This window comes from Sinomonas sp. ASV486 (assembly GCF_030908215.1).
Taxonomy (GTDB): domain Bacteria; phylum Actinomycetota; class Actinomycetes; order Actinomycetales; family Micrococcaceae; genus Sinomonas; species Sinomonas puerhi.
The window spans coordinates 167,415-191,197 of the sequence record NZ_JAVFJK010000006.1; the positions used below are offsets into that span (position 1 = coordinate 167,415).

At 69.0% G+C, this 23,783-nt stretch carries 23 protein-coding genes and 3 tRNA genes; 22 read left to right on the forward strand and 4 right to left on the reverse strand.

The features are described from left to right. Nucleotides 1-25 precede the first annotated feature (25 nt). Entirely contained in the window at nucleotides 26-1,585 is a 1,560-nt protein-coding gene (gene metG / locus RBS60_RS10565; protein ID WP_307957514.1) for a methionine--tRNA ligase, read from the forward strand. 241 nt (nucleotides 1,586-1,826) lie between these two features. On the opposite strand, the gene RBS60_RS10570 is transcribed toward metG, so the two are convergent. Next, the gene (locus tag RBS60_RS10570; protein ID WP_307957515.1) at nucleotides 1,827-2,798 is read right to left on the reverse strand and encodes a type IV toxin-antitoxin system AbiEi family antitoxin domain-containing protein; all 972 of its coding nucleotides are present in this window, start codon (nucleotides 2,796-2,798) and stop codon (nucleotides 1,827-1,829) included. A gap of 229 nt (nucleotides 2,799-3,027) precedes the next feature. Here RBS60_RS10570 and RBS60_RS10575 point away from each other — a divergent pair, with 229 nt between their 5' ends. From RBS60_RS10575 to RBS60_RS10610, 8 genes are all read left to right on the forward strand, one after another. Further along, nucleotides 3,028-4,080 (forward strand): 3-isopropylmalate dehydrogenase, encoded by a 1,053-nt coding sequence (locus RBS60_RS10575; protein WP_307957516.1) that lies wholly within the window; start codon nucleotides 3,028-3,030, stop codon nucleotides 4,078-4,080. Between the two features lie 155 nt (nucleotides 4,081-4,235). Further along, a complete protein-coding gene (locus tag RBS60_RS10580; RefSeq protein WP_307957517.1) occupies nucleotides 4,236-5,348 on the forward strand; it encodes a branched-chain amino acid aminotransferase in 1,113 nt (370 codons plus the stop codon). 206 nt (nucleotides 5,349-5,554) lie between these two features. Next, on the forward strand, nucleotides 5,555-6,331 hold the full coding sequence (locus tag RBS60_RS10585; RefSeq protein WP_307957518.1) for a fumarylacetoacetate hydrolase family protein: 777 nt from the start codon (nucleotides 5,555-5,557) through the stop codon (nucleotides 6,329-6,331). Nucleotides 6,332-6,485: 154 nt separating this feature from the next. Next, on the forward strand, nucleotides 6,486-8,009 hold the full coding sequence (gltX, locus tag RBS60_RS10590; protein ID WP_307957519.1) for a glutamate--tRNA ligase: 1,524 nt from the start codon (nucleotides 6,486-6,488) through the stop codon (nucleotides 8,007-8,009). Next, on the forward strand, nucleotides 8,002-8,844 hold the full coding sequence (locus RBS60_RS10595) for an HAD family hydrolase (RefSeq protein WP_307957520.1): 843 nt from the start codon (nucleotides 8,002-8,004) through the stop codon (nucleotides 8,842-8,844). The genes gltX and RBS60_RS10595 overlap by 8 nt, the downstream gene beginning before the upstream one ends. Nucleotides 8,845-9,148: 304 nt before the next feature. Continuing rightward, nucleotides 9,149-9,220 (forward strand) — tRNA-Gln (locus RBS60_RS10600). A gap of 66 nt (nucleotides 9,221-9,286) precedes the next feature. After that, nucleotides 9,287-9,359, forward strand: a tRNA-Glu gene (locus tag RBS60_RS10605). A gap of 96 nt (nucleotides 9,360-9,455) precedes the next feature. After that, nucleotides 9,456-9,528 (forward strand) — tRNA-Glu (locus RBS60_RS10610). Nucleotides 9,529-9,588: 60 nt separating this feature from the next. Here RBS60_RS10610 and RBS60_RS10615 read toward each other — a convergent pair. Both RBS60_RS10615 and RBS60_RS10620 read right to left on the reverse strand, forming a co-directional pair. Further along, nucleotides 9,589-10,149, reverse strand: coding sequence for a DUF1697 domain-containing protein (locus tag RBS60_RS10615; RefSeq protein WP_307957521.1), 561 nt, complete (start codon nucleotides 10,147-10,149; stop codon nucleotides 9,589-9,591). Between the two features lie 37 nt (nucleotides 10,150-10,186). After that, nucleotides 10,187-10,906, reverse strand: coding sequence for an IclR family transcriptional regulator (locus tag RBS60_RS10620; RefSeq protein WP_307957522.1), 720 nt, complete (start codon nucleotides 10,904-10,906; stop codon nucleotides 10,187-10,189). Between the two features lie 135 nt (nucleotides 10,907-11,041). Between RBS60_RS10620 and leuC the strand changes: the two genes are divergently transcribed. From leuC to RBS60_RS10650, 6 genes are all read left to right on the forward strand, one after another. Next, nucleotides 11,042-12,481 (forward strand): 3-isopropylmalate dehydratase large subunit, encoded by a 1,440-nt coding sequence (gene leuC / locus RBS60_RS10625; protein WP_307957523.1) that lies wholly within the window; start codon nucleotides 11,042-11,044, stop codon nucleotides 12,479-12,481. A gap of 17 nt (nucleotides 12,482-12,498) precedes the next feature. Next, entirely contained in the window at nucleotides 12,499-13,098 is a 600-nt protein-coding gene (gene leuD / locus RBS60_RS10630) for a 3-isopropylmalate dehydratase small subunit (protein WP_307957524.1), read from the forward strand. Between the two features lie 141 nt (nucleotides 13,099-13,239). Next, the gene (murA, locus tag RBS60_RS10635) at nucleotides 13,240-14,565 is read left to right on the forward strand and encodes a UDP-N-acetylglucosamine 1-carboxyvinyltransferase (RefSeq protein WP_307957525.1); all 1,326 of its coding nucleotides are present in this window, start codon (nucleotides 13,240-13,242) and stop codon (nucleotides 14,563-14,565) included. Nucleotides 14,566-14,648: 83 nt separating this feature from the next. Then, nucleotides 14,649-15,350 carry a lysophospholipid acyltransferase family protein gene (locus tag RBS60_RS10640; RefSeq protein ID WP_307957638.1) on the forward strand — a complete coding sequence of 234 codons (702 nt, stop codon included), beginning with the start codon at nucleotides 14,649-14,651 and terminating at the stop codon, nucleotides 15,348-15,350. A gap of 68 nt (nucleotides 15,351-15,418) precedes the next feature. After that, a complete protein-coding gene (locus RBS60_RS10645) occupies nucleotides 15,419-16,417 on the forward strand; it encodes an NAD(P)H-dependent glycerol-3-phosphate dehydrogenase (protein WP_374049265.1) in 999 nt (332 codons plus the stop codon). A gap of 4 nt (nucleotides 16,418-16,421) precedes the next feature. Beyond that, the gene (locus RBS60_RS10650) at nucleotides 16,422-17,549 is read left to right on the forward strand and encodes a D-alanine--D-alanine ligase family protein (protein WP_307957526.1); all 1,128 of its coding nucleotides are present in this window, start codon (nucleotides 16,422-16,424) and stop codon (nucleotides 17,547-17,549) included. A gap of 41 nt (nucleotides 17,550-17,590) precedes the next feature. Here the strand turns inward: RBS60_RS10650 and RBS60_RS10655 are convergent, their stop codons facing one another. Further along, a complete protein-coding gene (locus RBS60_RS10655) occupies nucleotides 17,591-18,157 on the reverse strand; it encodes a DUF3515 family protein (RefSeq protein WP_307957640.1) in 567 nt (188 codons plus the stop codon). 149 nt (nucleotides 18,158-18,306) lie between these two features. Here RBS60_RS10655 and RBS60_RS10660 point away from each other — a divergent pair, with 149 nt between their 5' ends. The 7 genes from RBS60_RS10660 to RBS60_RS10690 are packed head-to-tail and all read left to right on the forward strand — an operon-like array spanning nucleotide 18,307 to nucleotide 23,781. Beyond that, nucleotides 18,307-19,326, forward strand: coding sequence for a thiamine-phosphate kinase (locus RBS60_RS10660; RefSeq protein WP_307957527.1), 1,020 nt, complete (start codon nucleotides 18,307-18,309; stop codon nucleotides 19,324-19,326). Nucleotides 19,327-19,348: 22 nt separating this feature from the next. Then, nucleotides 19,349-20,344, forward strand: coding sequence for a DAK2 domain-containing protein (locus RBS60_RS10665; RefSeq protein ID WP_307957641.1), 996 nt, complete (start codon nucleotides 19,349-19,351; stop codon nucleotides 20,342-20,344). Beyond that, on the forward strand, nucleotides 20,328-22,553 hold the full coding sequence (locus RBS60_RS10670) for an ATP-dependent DNA helicase RecG (protein ID WP_307957528.1): 2,226 nt from the start codon (nucleotides 20,328-20,330) through the stop codon (nucleotides 22,551-22,553). Before RBS60_RS10665 ends, RBS60_RS10670 begins: the two co-directional genes overlap by 17 nt. Then, nucleotides 22,546-22,683: a hypothetical protein gene (locus RBS60_RS10675; RefSeq protein ID WP_307957529.1), complete on the forward strand. Its 138-nt coding sequence runs from the start codon at nucleotides 22,546-22,548 to the stop codon at nucleotides 22,681-22,683. Before RBS60_RS10670 ends, RBS60_RS10675 begins: the two co-directional genes overlap by 8 nt. Continuing rightward, nucleotides 22,680-23,318, forward strand: a complete 639-nt coding sequence (rsmD, locus tag RBS60_RS10680) for a 16S rRNA (guanine(966)-N(2))-methyltransferase RsmD (protein ID WP_307957530.1) — start codon at nucleotides 22,680-22,682, stop codon at nucleotides 23,316-23,318. Before RBS60_RS10675 ends, rsmD begins: the two co-directional genes overlap by 4 nt. Further along, nucleotides 23,315-23,563, forward strand: coding sequence for a hypothetical protein (locus RBS60_RS10685; protein WP_307957531.1), 249 nt, complete (start codon nucleotides 23,315-23,317; stop codon nucleotides 23,561-23,563). The genes rsmD and RBS60_RS10685 overlap by 4 nt, the downstream gene beginning before the upstream one ends. Continuing rightward, complete coding sequence (locus RBS60_RS10690) at nucleotides 23,560-23,781, forward strand: hypothetical protein (protein WP_307957532.1); 222 nt, start codon at nucleotides 23,560-23,562, stop codon at nucleotides 23,779-23,781. Before RBS60_RS10685 ends, RBS60_RS10690 begins: the two co-directional genes overlap by 4 nt. Nucleotides 23,782-23,783: the final 2 nt, after the last annotated feature.

Consider the following 23,783-nt stretch of genomic DNA (forward strand, 5'->3'; position numbering starts at 1 on the left):
CCACCGCATCCGGTAATTTCGTAGGGTGACGTCCGCATCTGAGAAGGTTCCCTTCTACCTCACCACTGCCATTACGTACCCGAACGGTGCGCCCCACATCGGCCATGCTTACGAGTACATCTCCGCGGATGCGATGGCGCGTTTCAAGCGACTCGACGGATTCGACGTCTTCTTCCTCACCGGAACCGACGAGCATGGGCTCAAGATCGCCCAGACCGCCGAGAAGGAGGGGCTCACGGCAAAGGAGTTCGTCGACCGTCAGGCTGCGGTGTACCGGGACGTGCACGAACTCCTCGGCACGAGCTACGACCGCCTCATCCGAACGACCGATTCGGACCATTACGCCGCGGCCAGCGATCTCTGGAAGCGCATGGAGGGCGCGGGGGACATCTACCTCGACAAGTACGAGGGCTGGTACTCGGTCCGCGATGAGGCGTACTACACCGAGGACGAGACCGTGGTGCGCGACGGCGTGCGGTACTCGAAGGAGACCGACACCGAGCTCACCTGGACCGCTGAGGAGAGCTACTTCTTCCGCCTCTCGGCCTACCAGGACAGGCTTCTGGCGTACTACGAGTCCCACCCCGAGTTCGGCGCACCGCAGTACCGGTTCAACGAGGTCATCTCCTTCGTCAAGCACGGGCTCGAGGACCTCTCGATCTCGCGCACGTCGTTCGACTGGGGCGTTCCCGTGCCGGACGCCCCCGGCCACGTCATGTACGTCTGGGTCGACGCGCTGACCAACTACCTCACCGGCGTGGGCTACCCGGACACGGACTCCGAGCCGTTCCGGAAGTACTGGCCAGCGGACGTTCACATCATCGGCAAGGACATCTCGCGCTTCCACGCGATCTACTGGCCCGCGTTCCTCATGAGCGCGGGGCTCGAGCTGCCCCAACGGGTGATGATCCACGGGTTCCTGCAGAACAACGGCGTCAAGATGTCCAAGTCATTGGGCAACGTGGTGGCGCCAGCGGACATGATCGCCCAGTACGGGCTCGATTCCGTCCGCTACTTCTTCCTGCGCGAAGTGCCTTACGGTGCCGACGGCAGCTACAGCCACGAGGCGATCGTGGGCCGCATGAACGCGGACCTCGCCAACAACCTCGGGAACCTCGCCCAGCGGTCGCTCTCGATGGTGGCCAAGAACCTGGGCGGCGTCGTGCCCTCGCCGGGGGAGTTCAGCGACGCGGACCGGGCGATCCTCGATGCCGCGGCTGGTCTGCTGGCGGCCGTGCGGGCATCGTTCGGCAAGCAGGAGTTCTCGCGCGCACTCGAGGCGATTTGGACGGTGCTCGGCGACACCAACGCCTACTTCGCTGACCAGGCCCCGTGGGTTCTGCGCAAGACGGATCCCGCCCGCATGGCAACCGTGCTGTACGTGACGCTCGAGGTGGTCCGCACGGTGGGGCTCCTCGTGCAGCCCGTGGTGCCCGCATCCGCAGCGAAGCTGTTGGACGTGCTCGGCCAGCCTGAGGGCGAATCCCGCCAGTTCGCCGCCATCGCGACCCCCATCGCCCCTGGCACTCAGCTCCCCGCCCCCGTGCCGGTCTTCCCGCGCTACGAGGAGCCCGCAGAGGCCTGACCGCCTCCCTCCCGCCGAGGTCACGCCGTGTGGTGTCGAGGTCACCGGGTGTGGTGTCGAGGTCACGGGGTGTGGTGTCGAGGTCACCGGGTGGGTGTTGAGGTCACCGGGTGTGGTGTCGAGGTCACGGGGTGTGGTGTCGAGGTCACCTCTGGCGCTGAGGTCGCCCGGTGGCCGCGGTCATCCGGCGGCACGGCGGCGACTGAACATCGCTGTCCGCAACGCGTCTGGGCAGTGTCTCTCACGCGACGTCGAACAGGGCATGCGGCGTCGTGAGGAAGGCACGCACTTTGGTGCGGAGAGCCTCGACGTCGTCGAGCTCGGGCCAGTACACGTTGAGAACGCGCCATCCAGCAGCGACCAGCCGTGCCTCGCGCTCACGCTGCGCTACAACCTTCGTGTCCGGCGGTCCGTAGTCGAAGTACTTCGCGTACCCATGAACCTCGATGACGAGCCGCCTCGCTGACCAGGCGAAGTCGACGCGTTCACGACCACCCGCAGTCGCGATCCAGAGCTGGAGCTCTGGTTCGGGAAGGTTCCATTCCTCCAGAAGCAGACGGAAGCGTGTCTCGGCCGGAGATTCCGAGAGCCCGTTGGCGGCGGCCAGCGCCTCACGGACTCGCCGTATTCCACGCGTGCCCCTGCCTTCGACGACGAGACGACGGATGGTCTCACGATCTGCGCCGTTTGCGAGCCCGGAGTCGGCGATGATCACGGCCAGCTCGAAGGGCAGCAACCGCGCGCAGTCGATGATGGTCCGCTCCAACGAGGTCACCCTGAGCCCGCCCCTGGTCGTGACCTGTGAGTCAGGGATTCGTTGGTTGTGCCGCACGATGTCGCACGCGGGACCGGAGTTTCCCCGACGGCCAGCATGCGCGACATGTACGAGCGGCCGCGCACGCCACACCGAGAGGCCCCAGATCAGCGCCGCCGATGTGTGGGTGTATACGTGCGAAGCACCGGTCGAGGCGGCATGGTGCGCGCAGATTCTGATGATCATGGGATCAGGAGTGCCAACCCCCATCGGCGCATAGACACCGCGTCCCTGTCGGGACAGGTCGCCAGAGTCGGTGAGGCTCCGGATGGTCTGGTCATCGAGACCGGCGGAGCGAAGCTGACGTCGCGTGAGCATGGGGACGGGGGAAGCCGCTGAGGCGGCCAGATCACCAATCCGGTTCCGGGCGTGGGGAGTGAGGTCGAGGTCGAGGTCCATGGTGGGAGTCTCCCGTCCCGACTCGTCATCCGCAGCGTCGCGACCTTGTATGTGGATAACTCAAAGGGTCGCGCGCCTGCAGCTCCAGGGCGACGTCGCGGCCGTAGGGGGTGACTTCGCGTCCACAGGGGGTGACCTCGCGCCCGCCGGGGGTGACTTCGGCGCTATGGCGTCCGCAGTGTGAGACCAATGTGACCAGCATGTGGATGATCGCGTTAGTCTTTCGATCATGACCCAGACGCAGCTCGATCTTGCAGTGATTCCCGGAGACGGCATCGGCCCCGAAGTGACGGCAGAGGCCCTCAAGGTCCTCCACAAGGCGCTCGAGGGATCGGGCCTCGAAGTCAAGGAGACGCGCTACAGCCTCGGCGCGGAGCACTGGCTCACGACGGGGGAGACGCTCTCCGAGGAGACCCTCGCGGACATCCGCGGCCGCGATGCCATCCTCTTCGGTGCAGTGGGTGCCGCCCCCGGTGACACACGCATCCCCTCGGGCATCCTCGAACGCGAGATCCTCCTCAAGCTCCGCTTCAGCCTCGACCACTGCGTCAACCTGCGACCGTCCCGGCTCTACGCGGGAGTTCCCAGCCCGCTCGCGGACCCGGGGCAGGTCGATTTCGTTGTGGTGCGCGAGGGCACCGAGGGCCCGTACACCGGCAACGGCGGCGCCCTGCGGGTCGGCACGCCCCAGGAGATTGCCACGGAGGTCTCCGTCAACACGGCCTACGGGGTCGAGCGCGTGGTTCGCGACGCCTTCCGCCGCGCCACCCAGCGCCGCAACAAGGTCACGCTCGTCCACAAGCACAACGTCCTCGTGTACGCGGGCCACCTGTGGAAGCGCACCGTCGAGGCCGTCGCCGCCGAGTTCCCGGGGGTCGAGCACGACTACCTGCACGTCGACGCGGCCACGATCTTCCTCGTCACCGACCCCTCCAGATTCGACGTCATCGTCACCGACAACCTGTTCGGCGACATCCTCACGGACCTCGCGGGTGCAGTAACGGGCGGCATCGGCCTCGCCGCAAGCGGCAACATCAACATCGACCGCACCGCGCCGAGCATGTTCGAGCCCGTCCACGGCTCGGCCCCCGATATCGCCGGCCAGCAGAAGGCCGACCCGACCGCCGCGATCCTCTCGGCCGCGCTCCTGCTCGACCACATCGGCCAGCCCGAGGCAGCTGCGCGCATCCAGGCTGCCGTGCGGGCCGATGTCGAGTCCCGTACCCCGGGCGAGGCGCGCACGACGTCTGCCGTTGGGGACGCCGTCGCGGCGCGCCTCTAGCGCGCCGCACCGAAGGAAGGAGGACGACGGCGGGTGCCACCCCGCCGTCGTCCTCGCACCGAATCCCGACGGGTGCGCAGGCGTAAGCTGGACGCACTTGCAGGCCCCGGGCCTGACGGCAGTGAGGCCGTCCGCCCGATCGATGTGGAGGAATCATGACTCAGAACGCTCTCAGCGTTGAATTCGCACGGCGGCTCTCGGAGACCCCGAAGAGCGCCGAGGAGCGTGCGGCGATCCTGGAGAACCCCGGGTTCGGCGACTATTTCACTGACCACACCGTCGTCGTCGACTGGAAGGTCGATCCCGAGGGGAAGGGCGGCTGGCACAACGCGCGGGTCGAGCCGTACGGCCCGATCGCGATGGATCCGGCTGCGGCGGTGCTGCACTATGGCCAGGAGATCTTCGAAGGCCTCAAGGCGTACCGCCACGCCGACGGCACCGTCTGGACGTTCCGTCCCGAGGCGAACGCTCACCGCTTCAACAAGTCGGCCCAGCGCCTCGCGCTGCCCGAGCTGCCGACTGAGGTCTTCATCGAGTCTCTGCGGCAGATCGTGTCCGCGGACAAGGATTGGGTGCCGAACGGCGACGGCGAGGCCCTGTACCTGCGCCCGTTCATGATTGCCACCGAGGCGTTCCTGGGCGTCCGTCCGGCCCGTGAGGTCTCGTATCGCGTCATCGCTTCGCCCGCGGGCAACTACTTCGGCGGCGAGCTCGAGCCTGTCTCGATCTGGCTCTCCGAGCACTATGCGCGTGCAGGCCACGGCGGCACGGGGGAGGCGAAGTGCGGCGGCAACTACGCGGCGTCGCTCGCGGCCCAGCTCGAGGCCGAGGCGAATGGGTGCAAGCAGGTCCTGTTCCTCGACCCGACCAACGACTTCGCTGTCGATGAGCTCGGCGGCATGAACATCTTCTTCGTGTTCAACGGCGACACCCTCGTCACGCCGGCGCTCAACGGCAACATCCTCCACGGCGTCACCCGCGACTCTGTCCTGCAGCTCGCGAGCGACCGCGGGCTCACGGTCGAGGAACGCAAGATCACGATCGACGAATGGCGTCAGGCCGTCGCCGACGGGACGCTCACCGAGGTCTTCGCGTGCGGCACCGCGGCCGTCATCACGCCTATCGGCGAGCTCAAGACCGCCGACGGTTCCCTCGTGACGCCTGAGCTCAAGGGCGAGTCGGTCGCGATGAGCATCCGCGAGCAGCTCCTCGGGATCCAGACCGGCACGGTCGAGGACCTGCACGGCTGGCTCACGCAGCTCGCGTAGCCTGCGCTGATCGAGCGGACCCGAAGACGCTGGTTGAGCGGAGTCGAAACCGAGGTTCCGCCGCACCGGGCTTCCGCTGTGCTGCGCACGACGGCGCGTCCCCGGCTCAGGCGGGCATCCCGCCTGCCTGCCCAGGGACGCGCTGTCGGAGGCTGCCCCTCACGGTGCCGCCAGGCCACCCGCCCGGTCACGATAGGGTGAACCCCATGCGCATTGCCCGTTGTGTACTCGACTCCGAACCCTTCTACGGCGTGGTCCAGGGGGAGCCCGGCCACGAGACCGTCGCCGTCATCAAGGGCGACCCCTTCTTCAACGGCGTCGAGCCGACGGGCGTCACCCACCCGCTCGAGGACGTGCGCCTCCTCGCGCCGATCATCCCCCGCAGCAAGGTCGTGGGGATCGGCCGCAACTACGCGGACCACGCCAAGGAGATGGGCAACGACCTGCCCACCGAGCCGTCCATGTTCCTCGTGGCCAACACGGCAGTGGTGGGCCCCGGCGACCCGGTCGTCCTGCCGGAGTGGACCGAGGAAGTCTCCTACGAGGGCGAGCTCTGCGTCGTGATCGGACGCATCTGCAAGGACGTGCCAGCAGAGAAGGCCGGGGATGTCATCTTCGGCTACACCGTGGGCAACGACCTCACGGCACGCGACAAGCAGCGCACTGATCTCCAGTGGGCGCGAGCCAAGTCGTTTGACACGTCCAAGCCCCTCGGACCCTGGATCGAGACCGACCTCGACGTCGAGGATCTCCGCCTCTCCACCAAGGTCAACGGCGAGGTCAGGCAGGACGGCAGCACCGCAGACATGGTCTTCGGCGTCAATGAGCTCGTTGCTGCCGTCTCCGCAGCCTTCACCCTCCTGCCCGGCGACGTCATCATGACCGGCACCCCTGCCGGCGTGGGCCTCGTGAAGGAGGGTGACCGCGTCGAGATCGAGATCGAGGGCCTCGGGGTCCTCTCGAACCCTATCGTGCGTCGGTAGCCGCTGCGCCGCAGGCTGAATGCCGTGTGCTTCCCTGCGGCGCGCACGACGCCGCGTGGCCGGCCCGCACGGGTCGGGAGCCCGCCGTCGTGCGCACCACAGCTGGGATGACGCGAGCCGAGCCAAGGGAGAGGCCCCTTAGAATAGGGGCACTATGACTTCCTCGCCCCCAGCACCTCTGCTCGACCCCGCCTCCATCCCGTCCGTCGTGCCCGACACGCCGGTGCGTGTGCGCTTCTGCCCCTCTCCGACGGGCACGCCGCACGTCGGCATGGTGCGCACTGCCCTGTTCAACTGGGCCTACGCGCGCCACACGGGCGGCACGTTCGTGTTCCGCATCGAGGACACCGACGCGCAGCGGGACACCGAGGAGAGCTACGAGCAGATCGTCGAGGCCCTGCGCTGGCTCGGCCTGACGTGGGACGAGGGGATCGACGTCGGCGGCCCGCACGAGCCGTACCGGCAGTCGCGTCGTCTCGACCTCTACAAGGACGTCGCGGCGAAGCTCAAGGACGCGGGGTTCCTGTACGAGTCGTTCTCCACGCCGGCCGAGATCGAGGCCCGCCACAAGGCGGCGGGCCGGGATCCCAAGCTCGGCTACGACAACTCGGACCGAGACCTCACGGACGAGCAGAAGGCAGCCTTCCGTGCCGAGGGACGCGAGCCCGTGCTGCGCTTCCGCATGCCCGAGGAGGACGTGGTCTTCAATGACATCATCCGCGGCGAGATCACGTTCAAGGCCGGAACAGTGCCGGACTTCGTCGTGGTGCGCGCGGACGGCTCGCCCCTGTACACGCTCGTCAACCCGGTCGACGACGCTCTCATGGGCATCACCCACGTGCTCCGTGGCGAGGACCTCCTGTCCTCGACCCCGCGCCAGGTCGCGCTCTACTACGCGCTCCACGCGGTGGGCGTTGCGAGCTACATGCCGATCTTCGGCCACCTGCCGTATGTGATGGGCGAGGGGAACAAGAAGCTCTCCAAGCGCGACCCGGAGTCGAACCTCTTCCACCACCGCGAGCGCGGCTTCATCCCCGAGGGCCTCCTGAACTACCTCGCGCTGCTCGGCTGGTCGATCTCGGCGGACGAGGACATCTTCACGGTGGAGCAGTTCACGTCCGCGTTCGACATCGCCGACGTGCTGCCCAACCCGGCCCGCTTCGACCTCAAGAAGGCCGAGGCGATCAACGGCACGCACGTGCGCCTGCTCGAGGCCGCCGACTTCCGCGAGCGCCTGGTCCCGTACCTGCGCGAGGCCGGCATCGTGGGGGAGGCCCTCACCCCGCGCCAGGACGAGATCCTGACCGAGGCCGCGCCGCTCATCCAGGAGCGCATCACGCTCCTCGGCGAGGCCCCCGAGATGCTCGGCTTCCTCTTTGCCGAGGACTCCGCGATCCGCATCGCCGACGATGCGCTGAAGGGCATGCCCGCGAACCTGCCCGAGGTCCTCGACGCCGCCCTCACGGCCCTCGAGCCGGTCACGGACTGGTCGGCTGAGGACATCCAGGCAGCCCTGCGCAGCGCCCTCGTGGAGGGACTCGGCATCAAGCCGCGCCTCGCGTTCGGGCCAGTCCGCACGGCCATCTCCGGCCGCCGCATCTCGCCGCCGCTCTTCGAGTCCATGGTCATCCTCGGCAAGGACTCGTCCCTCGCACGCATCAAGGCCTTCCGTGGCTGACACGGTGACTGCGACGGTGGCTGAGGCGCTGGCCGAGAGCACAGGACCCGCGACGCCGGCGACGCACGACGGCGGCCGCGCACCCGCCGTCGTTCGCGTGCCCGGCGTGGTCGGAACGGCGCAGGTGGAGGGCGTGCTCCTGGACATCGACGAGACTCTCGTGGATCTCGAGGGCGCCATGGACCGGGCGCTTCGTGAAGTCAGCGCTCCGCTCCTCCCCGGCCTGGTCGAGGCGGAGTGGGTGACGTTCTGCCGCATCTTCACGCGCGGGTCCGACGACATCTATGAGCGCTACATGGCGCACGAGATCACATTCGCCGAGCAGCGGGTGCTGCGGGCCGAGCGGTGCCTCGCGCACTTCGGGACGGGTTTCGCCTCCGATGCCCAGGCTGCTCAGTGGCTCAGCGAGTACGAGACGGCGCAGCCCTCATACGTGCGGGCGTTTGACGACGTGCACCCGTTCCTCGATGCCCTCGAGGCCGCGGGGATCGCCTACGGCGCCGTCAGCAACAACGTGCACGACTACCAGCGGGCCAAGCTCGATGTCGCCGGTCTCGAGCGCATCAGCGTCCTGGTGGGCATCGATGCGGTGGGCGTTGCGAAGCCGGATCCGGCCATCTTCCGTGAGGGACTGCGCCGGCTCGGCACGGCGGCCGAGCAGACGGTGTACGTCGGGGACAACCCCGCGCACGACGTCGTCGGGGCGGCCGGCGCGGGAATCCGCGGGATCTGGCTCAATCGCCGCTCGACGGTCCTCGACCCCGCGGCCGCACTGCTGGTGCCCGAGCAGGTTGCGAGCCTGGGCGAGATCCCGGGGATCCTCGGCCTCCTCTGACGCTCAGCGACCCCGCAACGTCCTGCCAGAGACCCCGCAACGTCCTGCCAGAGACCCCGCAACGTCCTGCCAGAGACCCCGCAACGCTGTAGGGTCTCTGGCGTTGTGCTGTGGGGTCTCAGGTCAGGCTCTCATCGCGCGAACATGACACGGATCACGTGCGCGAGGGGTTCCGTGACCGTGTTGCGGATTTTGCGCCCGACAGAGCATCGGGTAGAGTAATTACTCGTGCTGAGGGGCACGGGAGCATTCGGGTGGACCACCAAGGTTGACGCGAAGAGCCGAGCAGAGCCCCGATAGCCAGTGGGATATGGTGTAATTGGCAACACTACGGTTTCTGGTACCGTCATTCTAGGTTCGAGTCCTGGTATCCCAGCTCCTGATGTTCCGCCGTTGTGCGGAATCAAAGGAATGCTCATTTGTGAGCACGGTAAAGTACCACGGCCCCATCGTATAGCGGCCTAGTACGCCGCCCTCTCACGGCGGTAACGCGGGTTCGAATCCCGCTGGGGTCACGGACAGGGTGCCGGCAATTGCGCCGGGACCCTTTCTGAAAGAGCCTTCCTCAGGAAGGCAGGAGCGCCGTCCGGCAACGGGCTGGCGCAGTGCAGGGCCCCATCGTATAGCGGCCTAGTACGCTGCCCTCTCACGGCGGTAACGCGGGTTCGAATCCCGCTGGGGTCACCTCAGAGGAGGGCCCGGTCTTCGGACCGGGCCCTCCTTCGTTTCTCGGACTGGATGGCCTCACGCGAAGGCTGCCTGGACCTTCAGGAGCGTTCGGAGGTTGCGCGTCGTGGTCGTGGCCTTGAACGCCGGCTTGGCGCTGGCCTTGGAGATGGGCGCGTCAAGGGTGGAACCCTTCGGGCAGCGCCACGCGAGCGCCATCGGGGAGAGGCGCATGTGCTCCGTCTCGGCTGAGCTGCCGGTCTCCGGACGCGATTCCGCGAGGGCCGCCGCGGTGTCAAGGAGGCCGTCGAGCGCCGTGGGGTCCGAGGCGAGGGTGATGTACGCATGGACCGCGGGTTCGTCGGCCGGGTACGGGCAGGCTGCAACGAGCGAGTCGACCTCGTCGCGCGGGAGCACCACGACCCATGCGTCGTAGCCGAAATCGGACCGCAGCGCCCGCTCGACCAGGTCTTTGACCTCGGTCGTGGTCTTCTCGGCAGAGAGAACGGCGTTGCCGCTCGCGAGCAGCGTCTTGACGCCAGAGACCGGCAGCGCCGCAAGAGTCGCGCGGACGTCCGCCATCTTGAGCGTGATGCCGCCTACGTTGACGCCGCGCAGGAACACCGCGTACTCGGCCACTGGCCCCCCTCGTCCGCCTTGTCTCGGTGCTGCTGGCTCAGTCGTTGCCCTTGCGCAGGGCCTCCGTCAGGAGCCGTCCGGCATTGCATACGACCTCAGCATGCTGGCGGCCCGGCTGGCGGGTCAAGCGCTCGATGGGCCCCGAAATGGACACCGCTGCGATCACCCGGCCGGAGGGTCCCCGCACCGGGGCGGAGACGGAGGCGACCCCCGGCTCGCGTTCGCCGAGCGACTGGGCCCAGCCGCGGCGTCGTACTCCCGCGAGGACTGTGGGCGTGAAGCGCGCCTGGTTCAGGCCCTCGAGGAGCCGGTCGTGGTCTTCCCATGCTACGAGCACCTGTGCCGCCGAGCCTGCCTTCATGCTCAGCTGGGTGCCCACGGGGATGGTGTCGCGCAGCCCTACCGGGCGCTCGGCCGAGGCGACGCACACGCGCCAGTCGCCCTGTCGGCGGAAGATCTGGGCGCTCTCGCCGGTTGCATCGCGGAGCTGGACGAGGATGGGGCCTGCAGCGGCGATGAGGCGGTCCTCGCCCGCGGCGGAGGCGAGTTCGACGAGCCGCGAGCCGAGCACGAACCGACCCTGCATGTCCCGCGCCACGAGCCGGTGGTGCACGAGGGCGAGAGCGAGCCGATGGACGGTGGGCCGGGCGAGGCCGGTCGCCGCTACGAGCTGAGCGAGGGTCGTAGGCCCCGCCTCGAGGGCGTCGAGCACGAGGGCGGCCTTGTCGATGACGCCGACGCCACTAGAGTTGTCCATAGGATGATATTGGCGTCTCAGTATCTGAGATGCAAGTTGGCGGAGTGGCCAGCAGGGCCGCGGCGCTGGTGCACTGGTACGTAGACAGCCATGGCGGCTGGCCAGACAACTGGCACGAGCTGGAGGGAGTAGGCCGTGGGACGCACACTGGCCGAGAAGGTCTGGGACGCACACGTGGTGCGCAAGGGCGCGGATGGGCAGCCCGATCTGCTGTACATCGACCTTCACCTCGTGCATGAGGTGACGTCGCCTCAGGCGTTCGAGGGCCTCCGGCTCGCCGGCCGCAGACTGCGCCGACCCGACCTCACGATTGCGACCGAGGACCACAACACCCCGACGCTCGACATCGACAAGCCGATCGCGGATCCGACGAGCCGTACGCAGATCGAGACCCTGCGCGCCAACTGCGCGGAGTTCGGCGTCCGACTGCACTCCCTCGGTGACCGCGAGCAGGGCATCGTGCACGTGGTGGGCCCGCAGCTCGGCCTCACACAGCCCGGGCTCACGATCGTGTGCGGCGACTCGCACACGTCGACGCACGGTGCGTTCGGTGCCCTTGCCATGGGCATCGGCACATCCGAGGTTGAGCACGTGATGGCCACGCAGTCGCTCTCGCTCACTCCGTTCAAGACCATGGCCATCACGGTCGAGGGCACGCTCAAGCCCGGCGTGAGCAGCAAGGACATCATCCTCGCCGTCATCGCCAAGATGGGCACCGGCGGCGGCCAGGGCTATGTCCTCGAATACCGTGGCTCCGCGATCCGCGCCCTCTCAATGGAGGCGCGCATGACGATCTGCAACATGTCCATCGAGGCGGGCGCCCGCGCAGGCATGGTCGCGCCGGACCAGACCACCTACGACTTCATGAAGGGCCGCCCGCACGCCCCGCAGGGCGCCGAGTGGGATGCGGCCGTCGAGTACTGGGACACACTGCGGACCGACGACGACGCCGTGTTCGACGCCGAGGTGTTCCTCGACGCTGACACGCTCGAGCCGTTCGTCACCTGGGGAACGAACCCCGGCCAGGGCGTCTCGCTCTCGCAGGCCGTGCCGGATCCGGACGACTTCGCGGACGAGAACGCCAAGGCCACCGCGCGCCGTGCCCTCGACTACATGGGCCTCAGTGCGGGAACGCCGATGAAGGATATCCGCGTCGACACGGTCTTCCTCGGATCCTGCACCAATTCCCGTCTCGAGGATCTCCGGGCCGCCGCGGAGATCGTCCGCGGCCGCACCAAGGACCCGACGGTCCGCATGTTGGTTGTCCCGGGGTCTGCCCGAGTGCGCCTCGAGGCCGAGGCCGAGGGGCTCGACAAGGTGTTCAAGGACTTCGGTGCCGAGTGGCGCTTTGCAGGCTGCTCGATGTGCCTTGGCATGAATCCCGACCAGCTCCAGCCGGGCGAGCGGTGCGCCTCGACGTCGAACCGCAACTTCGAGGGCCGCCAGGGCAAGGGCGGCCGCACGCACCTCGTCTCACCCGTCGTCGCGGCGGCGACCGCGATCCGTGGCACACTCTCGTCGCCCGCGGACCTCGATCCCGTGCCCGACTCCCAAGCCGCCGGCGCGGCTGCCTAAGGAAGGACCACCCAGCCATGGAGAAGTTCACCACCCATACCGGCATCGGTGTCCCGCTGCGCCAGAGCAACGTGGACACGGACCAGATCATCCCTGCCGTCTTCCTCAAGCGCATCACGCGTACAGGCTTCGAGGACGCACTCTTCGCCAGCTGGCGCAAGGACGAGTCGTTCATCCTCAACCAGGAGCCGTTCAGCCGGGGCTCCGTCCTCGTGGCCGGTCCCGACTTCGGAACGGGCTCGTCCCGCGAGCACGCGGTGTGGGCGCTCAAGGACTATGGCTTCAGGGCCGTGCTCTCCTCGCGGTTCGCAGACATCTTCCGCGGCAACTCGGGCAAGCAGGGACTCGTGGCGGCGGTCGTGGCCCAGGATGACATCGAGCTCATCTGGAAGGAGCTCGAGAACCACCCGGGCACGCAGATCACCGTCGACTTGACCTCTAAGACTGCCACGTGCGGCAACATCGTGGCCCCGTTCGAGATCGATGACTACACGCGCTGGCGCCTCATCGAGGGCCTCGACGACATCGGCCTCACGCTCCAGCACGAGGACGAGATCGAGGCGTACGAGGCCGGGCGTCCGGCGTTCAAGCCCACGACCCTCCCCGCCAGGACCTGAGCGCGCGCAGTTCGCGCACCACGGCACTGAGGCTCGCGCCCGGGTTTTCACCTCCCCGGACGCGAGCTTCTATGCTTAGCAGGGTCCCGTGCCGGCGGGGTACTGACCGAGGCTATGGGGGCCAGTGAGGAAAAGGTGCAGATGAGCAGTGTCCTGACCATCCGAGGCGGCGTCCCCCTTTCGGGACGGGTGGCGGTCCGTGGTGCCAAGAACCTCGTTCCCAAGGCCATGGTGGCCGCGCTCCTGGGCAACGAACCGTCCACGCTCCGCAGCGTGCCGGAGATCAAAGACGTCGACATCGTCACGAGCCTGCTCCAGCTCCACGGGGTCTCGGTCAACCGGGACACCGCCACGGGCGATCTGACTCTCGACCCCACCAACGCCAAGACCGCGGCCGTGGCGGACATCGATGCCCACGCCGGTGACTCGCGGATCCCGATCCTGTTCTGCGGCCCGCTCATCCACGCGATCGGCGAGGCCTTCATCCCGGACCTCGGGGGCTGCCGTATCGGCGACCGCCCCATCGACTACCACCTCGACGTGCTGCGCCAGTTCGGCGCCGTGGTGGACAAGCGTCCAGGCGGCATCAGCATCTCGGCTCCCCGCGGACTCAAGGGCGCACGGATCTCGCTGCCGTACCCGAGTGTGGGCGCCACGGAGCAGGTGCTCCTGTCGGCAACCCGCGCGGAGGGCGTCACGGAGCTCAAGGGTGCCGCGATCGAGCCCGAGGTGATCGATCTCGTTGCCGTCCTGCAGAAGATGGGTGCGATCATCGCGGTCCTCAACGACCGGACGATCCGGATCGAAGGCGTTCCCGAGCTCGGCGGCTACACCCACCGCGCCCTCCCAGACCGCAACGAGGCGGCCTCCTGGGCGTCGGCGGCGCTCGCGACCCACGGCGACATCTTCGTCGAAGGTGCGAGCCAACGGGACATGATGACCTTCCTGAACGTCTACCGGAAGATCGGAGGCGGCCTCCAGATCACCGACGAGGGGATCCGCTTCTACCATCCCGGGGGCAAGCTCTCCCCGCTGGTCCTCGAGACGGACGTCCATCCGGGCTTCATGACCGACTGGCAGCAGCCGCTCATCGTGGCCCTCACGCAGGCTGAGGGCGTGTCGATCGTGCACGAGACCGTGTACGAGAACCGCTTCGGCTTCACCGAGGCGCTCGGCCGCATGGGTGCCACGATCCAGCTCCATCGCGAGTGCCTCGGCAGCGTTCCGTGCCGCTTCGGCCAGCGCAATTTCCTGCATTCGGCGGTCATCTCCGGCCCCACGCCGCTGCACGGCGCCGACTTCGACATCCCCGACCTGCGGGGCGGATTCAGCCACGTCATCGCGGCTCTCGCGGCCGACGGCGTGTCGCGGGCTACCGGGGTCGGCATCATCCGTCGCGGCTATGAGCATTTCACCGAGAAGCTCAGCGCCCTCGGCGCGGACTTCGACCTCGAGGAGACGAAGTGAGCACATCGCCCCGCGAGGGGGCTCGCGAGAGCACGGGCGAGAAGGTCGCGTTCGCCATCGCGGCCGCCGTCGTCCGGCCCATCATGAACCTTCTCATGAGCAAGGAGTGGCAGGGCACGGAGAAGCTCAAGGGCCTCCCCGGCCGGGGCGGCTTCATTGCATGCCCCAACCATTGCACTGAGCTCGACCCCCTCACGGTCGGCCACATGCTCTACAACCAGGGCCGCCCGCCGCATTTCCTCGCCAAGGCCGGTCTGTTCAAGCCCCCGGTCCTCGGCCAACTCATGCGCGGGACCAAACAGGTCCCTGTCGACCGAGGCGGGACGGGCGCGGGGGCCTCGCTCGAGGTTGCGCGCGAGGTCATCGACGAGGGTGGGGCGATCATCGTCTACCCCGAGGGGACCCTCACGCGCGACCCCGGACTCTGGCCCATGAAGGGCCACACCGGTGCGGCCCGGCTCGCGCTCAAGACCGGAGCGCCCGTCGTCCCCATCGCCCACTGGGGCGACCACGAGCTCTTCCCGCGGTATGCCAAGCGGCTGTACCCGTTCCCCCGGAAGAAGGCCGTCGTCCTCGTCGGTGACCCGGTGGATCTGAGCGACCTTGCGGGTCGCCCTCTCGACAAGTCAACGCTCGTCGAGGCCACCGAGCGCATCATGGACGCGATCACGGCGCTCGTGGCCGAACTGCGCGGCGAGCAGCCGCCGGCCCAGCGCTGGGACCCGTCGCAGCACCAGCAGAGCACCCACGGACGGGACGTCGAGCGGGGCGGGAAGTCCGCGTGACGACTGGAAACGAGGCGGGTGCGCCCGGCACTGGGACGGCGCGCGGGCCGCTGCGGCAGATCGCGGTGATGGGGGCGGGGAGCTGGGGCTCCACGTTCGCCAAGGTCCTCGGCGACGCCGCCGCAAGCCACGGGATCGAGCGCAGCATCCGCGTCTGGGGGCGCACCACGGACGTGGTCGCCGACTTCGGCCGGCATCGCAACACCAAGTACCTCGGGGACATTGCGCTGCCCGAAAGCATCACCGCGACGATGAGTCCCGCCGAGGCGCTCGAGGGTGCCCAGGTCGTCGTTCTTGCCATACCCGCCCAGTCGCTGCGCGCCCAGCTGACCGACTGGGGCGCCCACATCCCCCGGGACGCCGTGGTGCTCTCCCTCATGAAGGGGCTCGAGCTCGGCACCGACAAGCGCATGAGCGAGGTGATCGCCGAGCTCACGGGCCTGCCGCAGGGCCAGATCGCGGTGCTCTCGGGCCCGAACCTCGCCCTCGAGATCGCCCGCTCCCAGCCCACGGGGTCGGTCGTGGCGTGCACCGACCACGAGACCGCCCAATGGATCGCCGAGTCGTGCACCGCGCCGTACTTCCGCCCCTACATGAGCACCGACGTCGTCGGCGTCGAGATCGGCGGCATCGTGAAGAACGTGATCGCCCTCGCCGTCGGCATCTGCGAGGGCAAGGAGATGGGGGACAACACGAAGGCCACCGTCATCACGCGCGGACTGGCCGAGACGACCCGCCTGGCCGTAGCCCTCGGAGGCGATCTCACGACCATGGCCGGGCTCGCAGGCCTCGGTGACCTCGTTGCAACCTGCTCGTCCAAACTCTCCCGAAACCACACCGCGGGCAGCCTCCTGGGCCAGGGACTGGACGCCGATCAGGTGGGCGCCCGGATGACCCAGGTCGCCGAGGGAATCAAGTCGGCGCCCGCTGTGCTCGAGCTCGCCCAGCGGGTCGGGGTCGACATGCCCATCACGGCCGCCGTGGTGGCCGTGCTCAGGGGGGAACTCCCCGTAGACCAGCTCGAACCGCTGCTGCTGGCGCGGCAGCTCAAGTCAGAAGGCGACTAGAAGCGTGACAGAGACCAGGAAGAGCACAAAGACGAGAGTCGCACTTCTCTTCGGGGGGCGCTCGAGCGAGCACGCCGTGAGCTGTGTGACGGCCGCTGGAGTGATGGGCGCCATCGACGCTGAGAAGTACGAGGTGGTCCCGATCGGGATCACCCGCGAAGGCCAGTGGGTCCTCTCGCGCGGAGACTGGCACCGGTGGGCGCTCAACGCTGGCCACCCACCCGAGGTCGAGCCAAGCAGCGAGACGGTGCGCCTCTCCGAATCCGACGGCGCAGCCCACCTCGTGGTGACCGAGCCGAACCAGGTGCCGAGGGAGCTCGGCGACGTCGACGTCGTCTTCCCACTCCTCCACGGTGCCTTCGGCGAAGACGGCACGGTCCAGGGCCTGCTCGAACTCGCCGACGTCCGCTACGTGGGCGCCGGTGTCCTCGCGTCCGCGGTCGGGATGGACAAGCACTTCATGAAGGTGGCCTTCGAGGCGGCCGGCCTCAGTGTCGGGCCGTACGTCACGGTGACCGACAAGGAGTGGCGCCGCGACCCCCAAGCGGTGCGTGACGCCGTCGGCCGCCTCGGATTCCCCGTGTTCGTGAAGCCGTGCCGCGCGGGCTCCTCAGTGGGCATCTCCAAGGTAGACGGTCCCGAGGGACTCGACGCCGCAATCGCGGAGGCACGCCGGCACGACCTGCGGCTCGTCATCGAGGCGGGCATCACGGGCCGGGAGATCGAGTGCGGCGTGCTCGAGGGCCGCGGGTGCGACGCGCCCCGCACCTCGCTGCCCGGCGAGATCGTCGTGCAGGGAGGGCAGCATGCGTTCTACGACTTCGAGGCGAAGTACGTCGAGAACGATGCCGCCTCGCTCTCATGCCCCGCCGACCTTCCGCAGGAGGCCATCCACCGGGTGCGCGAACTCGCAGCGACCGCGTTCGACGCCGTCTCCGGCGAGGGCCTGAGCAGGGTGGACTTCTTCTACACACCCGAGGGAGAGTTCGTCATCAACGAGATCAACACGATGCCGGGCTTCACGCCCATCAGCATGTATCCGGCGATGTGGGCCGCGACGGGGATCGGCTACCGCGAGCTCATTGACGAGCTCATCCAGCTTGCCCTCGCACGGCCGACAGGCCTCCGCTAGCTCGCCCGCCCTCCAGAGCGAGGGCCGCTGCCTGCCAATGCTCAGCCGTTGGCGGGCAGCTTGGCGAGGTCTTCCTGCCCCACGCAGTGCTTGGTTGCGGGAACCTTCGACACCGCGGCCGAGAGGCTCGCGAGCACCGTCGCCGAGCTGATCCGGCCAGAATCCAGAAGGAGCTCGGTGGCGGGCTCTCGGCCGAACGTGGTGAGGGTGAAGGTTCCGCCGTCTGTGGCCGCAGCCGATGGCGAGGATGCTGCCGAGGGCGCGGATGCCGAGGGCACTGAGGACGCCGTGCTCGGCGAAGACGACGACGGACCTGCGTCCGGCGCGCCGGCATTGGTCTCCTTGATGACCCAGTCGACGCCGTTCACGCTGACGCAGCGGTCGGTCGTGGGACCAGGGGACGCCACACCGCACCGGAGCACGACGGCGGCGGGGTCGCCCCACGCGGCAGTGGCCTGGCTCGTGGTCTTCCGCAGTGACGCATCGCCGAGCGAGTCGGGGAGCGCAAGCATGAGCGGCGCGCACGCGGGGTTGGCGGCACCCGGAGCGGGCTGGACCGTGACAGGCGCCGAGCAGGCCGAGAGGGCGAGAGCGGGGACCGCGAGCATCAGCGGGATGCCGATCCGGGCTGCGCGGGTCAGGCTGCGTGCGGGCATGCTGCTCCATCCGGGGATTGGGGGTCCCCCCAGACTACCGCTGCAGGGGACCGCTGCCGGCTGCGGAGCCGACGCCGAGGAGCTGCCGATACGCTAAGGAGGTGACGGATTCCCAGCGGCGCAGGGCCCGCGTATGCGACCTGAGCGAGCGAGAGCTCCTTGAGCGGATCTTTCCCCGCTTGGCTGTCCTGGGCTCGCCGATCCTCGGCCCCGGGGACGACGCCGCGGTGGTCGCAGTCCCAGACGGCCGCGTCGTCATCAGCACCGACACCCAGACCGAGGGACAGGACTTCCGGTTCGAGTGGCCGAACGGATACCGCACGACCGGCGCTGACGTGGGGTGGAAGGCGGCCGCCCAGAACCTGAGCGACATCAATGCGATGGGCGCCGTCGCGACGAGCATGGTCGTGAGCCTCACCCTCCCCGCCGAGACAGAGGCTGGATGGGTCGAAGGCCTCGCCGACGGGCTCGTCGAGGCCATCCGAGCCCTCGGAGCCAAGGGCTGCACGGTGGCCGGAGGTGACCTCGGGAGAGGCGGTGAGCTTTCGGTGACGGTCACGGTCCTTGGGAGCCTTGAGGGCCGGGCTCCAGTGCTCCGCTCAGGCGCCCGATCCGGTGACGTGCTCGCCGTGGCCGGGCGGCTCGGTTCGGCGGCCGCGGGCCTCGCGCTCCTCGAGCACGGGCCAGCGTACGGCGTACTGGACGCGGATCTCCGCGACGTGGTCCAGAGCCAGTGCCGTCCCATTCCACCGCTCGCGGCCGGCCCCGCCGCCGCTCGTGCCGGCGCGACGGCGCTCATGGACCTCTCGGACGGGCTCCTCAAAGACGGCGACCGCATGGGCCGGGCGAGCGGCGTCGTGCTCGACCTCGATGAGGCGGCGATCAGGGATCACGCGGCGCTCCTCAGCGGGCCGGCAGAGGTCCTGGGGGCGGACCCGCTCCCTTGGGTCCTGGGCGGCGGAGAGGACCACGGACTCCTCGCGGCATTTCCCGCAACATCACAGCTGCCTCATGGCTTCACTGCGATAGGCTCGGTGGTGCCTCCGGCCGGTGGGCCGGGCGGAGTCGCCGTCGCTGGGCGTCCCGCGCAACCGAGCGGATGGGATCACTTTGCACGCTAAGATCGCCTCGAACGCCGCCGCCATGCGCCGGTGGCTCGCGGATGCCGAGACCGTGCTGGCCAACCACAGCGACCGCCTCAACGCGATCAACATCTTCCCGGTGGCCGACGGCGATACCGGCACCAATCTGTACCACACGGTCTGCGCCGCCTCCGCTGCCGCGGCAGAGGCGCCCGGAAACGACGTCGGAACCCTGCTCGCCGCTGCGGGCCAGGCCGCGATGGAGGACGCCTGGGGCAACTCCGGGACTCTCTTCGCCGTGTTCCTCGACGCCTTTGCCGCATCGCTCGCCGGACACCAGAGGCTCAGCGCGCCCCTGCTTGCGAGGGCTCTTCACCGTGCCCAGATCCGCGCATGGTCCGCCCTCAGCGAGCCTGTCGGCGGGACGATGCTCTCGGTCCTCGAGGCTGCGGCCGACGGCGCGGCCTCGGTTTCCGGGAGGGCGGCCCATGAGGACAGCAACGTTGCCCTGGCCGCGGCGCTCGACGCCGTCGTCGAGGCCGCACTGGGTGCGGTCGTGGCAACCGAGACCCAGCTCGGCGTCCTCACCAAGGCGCGTGTGGTCGACGCCGGCGGGGTCGGCCTGCTCCTCGTCCTCGCCGCGCTGCGCACCGCAGTCCTCGGGGAAGGCATCCCGGAGGACACCCTCGAGACACTCCATGGATTCCGCGTACAGGACCCGCACATCCACGGCGACCAGCCCGAGACCCAGGGGGTCGAGATCATGTGCACGATCACCCTCAGCCCCCTCGATGCCGCCGACCTCAGACGGCGCCTCGATGAGGTGGGGGATTCCGTGATCATGAGCCCGGTGGGTGCCTTCGACGACGTCGCCGGTGCGTGCCGGTGGCGTGTGCACGTCCACGTCACGGACCCGGACAGCACCCTGGAGCTGATCCGCACGGTGGGCGAGCCGGAACGTCTGGCCCTCACCGAGCTGCGGTCCGATGCCCCGGGGTCGGACGGCCAGCCGGCGGAGCATTTCGTGGAGGACACCGGGCGTGGCCGCACAGCGTGACCTCGACCTGTCCAGGCTCCTCGGCGGAGCCTCGGCCAAGAAGCTCAAGGACCATCTCGGCCTGGCGACGGCGGGCGAACTCCTCGACTACTTCCCCCGCCGGTATGCGGAACGCGGCGAGCTCACGCGCATCGCCGAGCTTCCGATTGACACTGACGTGACGCTCCTCGCGCGCGTGGTGAAGGCCACGAGCCGGACGATGACCACTCGCAAGGGCCGCATCACGGAGGTCGTGGTCAGCGACGGCATCGATGGCGCGCTCGAGACGATGAGTCTCACCTTCTTCAACTCGTTCGCCGCGGCCAAGCAGCTCACGCCGGGCACTGTCGCGATGTTCTCCGGACGGGTCGGTGCGTACCGCGGCCGGCTCCAGCTCACCAATCCCGACTACGTGCTGCTCGACGACGATGCCGCGGACGGCGCAAGCGCCGAGGAACTGGCCAATAAGCCCATCCCGGTGTACCCGGCCACTGCCAAGCTGCCCAGCTGGAAGGTCGCCCAGTCCGCCGCGACTCTCCTCGGGCAGCTCGACCTCGCCTCGCTCCCCGATCCGCTCCCGTCGGCGCTCCGTGGGAAGTACCGGCTGCCCGGCCTCTCCGACGCCTACCGCATGATCCACACCCCCGCCACGGCGCAGGAGTGGGCCGTGGCGCGGCGGCGCTTCCAGTACGAGGAGGCCCTCGTGCTGCAGACCGCGCTTGCGCGGCGCAAGGCCCAGCACGCTCAGCTGCCGTCCCGCCCGAGCCCTGCCCGCCGGGGCGGACTGCTCGATGCCTTCGACGCCCAGCTGCCCTTCACCCTCACCGAGGGCCAGCGTGAGGTGGGGGAGACGCTTGCCGCGGAGCTCGCGCTGAACCATCCCATGAACCGCCTGTTGCAGGGCGAGGTGGGCTCGGGCAAGACGGTGGTTGCCCTCCGAGCCATGCTGCAGGTGGTCGACGACGGCGGGCAGGCAGCCCTCCTTGCGCCCACCGAGGTGCTCGCGGGCCAACACTACGAATCTATCCGCCGGTCGTTGGGGAAGCTGGCCCGGGAGGGGATCCTCGGAGCCGCGGATGGCGTCGAGGTTGTCCTGCTCACTGGCTCGCAGAGCTCCGGGGAACGGAACCGTTCGCTCCTCGCGGCCGCGAGCGGAGGCGCGGGGATCGTCGTCGGCACCCATGCGCTCCTGTCTGAGAATGTGCAGTTCGCCGATCTCGGGCTTGTGGTCGTGGATGAGCAGCACCGGTTCGGCGTCGAGCAGCGCGATGCCCTCCGGGCCAAGAGCCTCGCCACGCCGCACCTGCTCGTCATGACCGCGACACCGATTCCCCGCACCGTCGCCATGACGGTGTTCGGCGACCTCGAGACGTCGACTCTGCGCGAGCTTCCCGCGGGCCGCTCGCCGATCGCCACGCACGTTGTCGGGCTCCTCGAGAACCCCGCGTGGGGGCGCCGCATCTGGGCCCGAGCGCGGGAGGAGGTCGACGCCGGACGCCAGGTCTACGTCGTCTGCCCCGCGATCGGCGAGTCCGGCGAGGACGAGGGAGACCTCGAGTCGCTCGACGAGGCCACGTGGGGCGGAACCGCGCTAGGACCGGGCGAGGCCCGGAAGCCCGCAGTCTCAGTCGGGGCCACCGTGGCCCAGCTTGCGGAGGAGCCGGCCCTTGCCGGGTCCAGCATCGGAGTGCTCCACGGCCGTCTGGCCGGCCCTGAGAAGACCGCCGCGATGGAGGACTTCGCCTCCGGGGCCACGGACCTGCTCGTCGCGACGACGGTCGTCGAGGTGGGCGTCGACGTTCCGAATGCGACCCTCATGGTCATCCTCGACGCCGACAGGTTCGGTATCGCGCAGCTCCACCAGCTCCGAGGGCGTGTGGGCCGCGGCGGGTATCCGGGAACGTGCCTGCTCGTGACCTCGCTCGAACCGGGGCACCCGAGCCGTGCGCGCCTCGAGGCGGTCGCCGCGAGCACCGACGGATTCGTCCTCGCCCAGAAGGACCTCGAGCAGCGCCGCGAGGGCGACATCCTCGGAGCCACGCAGTCCGGGCGCCGTTCGACCCTGCGGCTCCTGAGGGTCCTCCGCGATGCCGAGGTCATCGAGCGCGCCCGCGCCGATGCCCTCGAGATCGTCGCCGACGACCCCGGCTTGGAACGGCATGGCGCACTGCGCGCCGCCATTGATGCGTACCTCGAACCGGAGAAGGAGGTGTTCCTCGAGCGTGGCTGAGACAACGGGCGTGGCTGAGGCCAACGGCATGCCCCCGACAACCGGCGTGGCCGAGCCCATCCGTGTGGCACAGACAACGAGGGTGGCCCAGGCCGCCGGCATAGCCGAGATGATTCGGATCGCCCGATGAGCAGGATCATCGCTGGGATCTCCGGCGGTACCACCCTCGCCTCCGTCGCCGGTTCGGGCACCCGCCCGACCACGGACCGGGTCAAAGAGGCGCTCTTCTCGAGGCTCGAGGCGCTCGGGATGATCTCCCGGGCACGCGTCCTCGACCTGTACGCAGGCTCCGGGGCACTGGGCGTCGAGGCGGTGAGCCGCGGGGCCTCCACGGCCGAGCTCGTCGAATCGGACACGAAGGCCGTGGCAGTGTGCCAGCGCAACGCGCGCACCGTCAACGACGCCGTCGGCCGGCGTGCGGTGACCGTGCACCGCGGCAAGGTCGGTGCCTTCCTCGCGGCAACCCTTCCAGGGCGTCACTGGGACCTCGTCTTCATGGACCCTCCGTACCCTCTCGCAGAGGACCAGCTGGCCCAGGTGCTCACGCTGCTGGCGCCCCACCTCGCCGAGGACGCGATCGTCGTCGTCGAGCGGTCCACGCGCTCGCCCGAGCCGGTGTGGCCCGCGGGCCTCGCCCACTATGCCGACCGCAAGTACGGTGAGACGCATCTGTGGTTTGCGGAGCCGGCGCCTCAAACTGAAGTGGGTGCGGGGCGCGCTGGGGACGCAGACGTGTCGGATTCCCCCGATAGCCTGGCTCCATGATGCTCCCGGGCTCGGCCATTGCGTTCAGCACGCAGGTATCCAGCACGGATATAGCCAGCACGGATGTGGTCGGCGCGGATGTTGCCAGCGCGGACACCGCCGCGGCGTCTGTGCCGTTCTGGTGGGAGATCGTCGCGGCCCTCGCACCGGTCGGGACGCTCGCGGCCGCTGTCGTCGCGGCGATCGTCGGGCTCAGCACGATCCGCCAGCGCTCGTACCTGCAGGCAGGGAAGGAGATGCTGTGAGCAAGGACGCCGAAGGCAAGGCCGCGCTCCCCGGCAAGGGCGAGGGCAAGGACACCGGTGAGACCGACGCGGAGCAGACGCTCGAGCGACGCCCCGGGGCGTCGGACCGCAGGGTCCAGATCGCCGCGGCCAAGCTGCGCGTGGTCCTCGACGAGAGGCTCAAGCGGCCGACACCGGAATGGGTCAAGCGCCTTGCGGAGCAGAAGCTCGCGAGCTGACG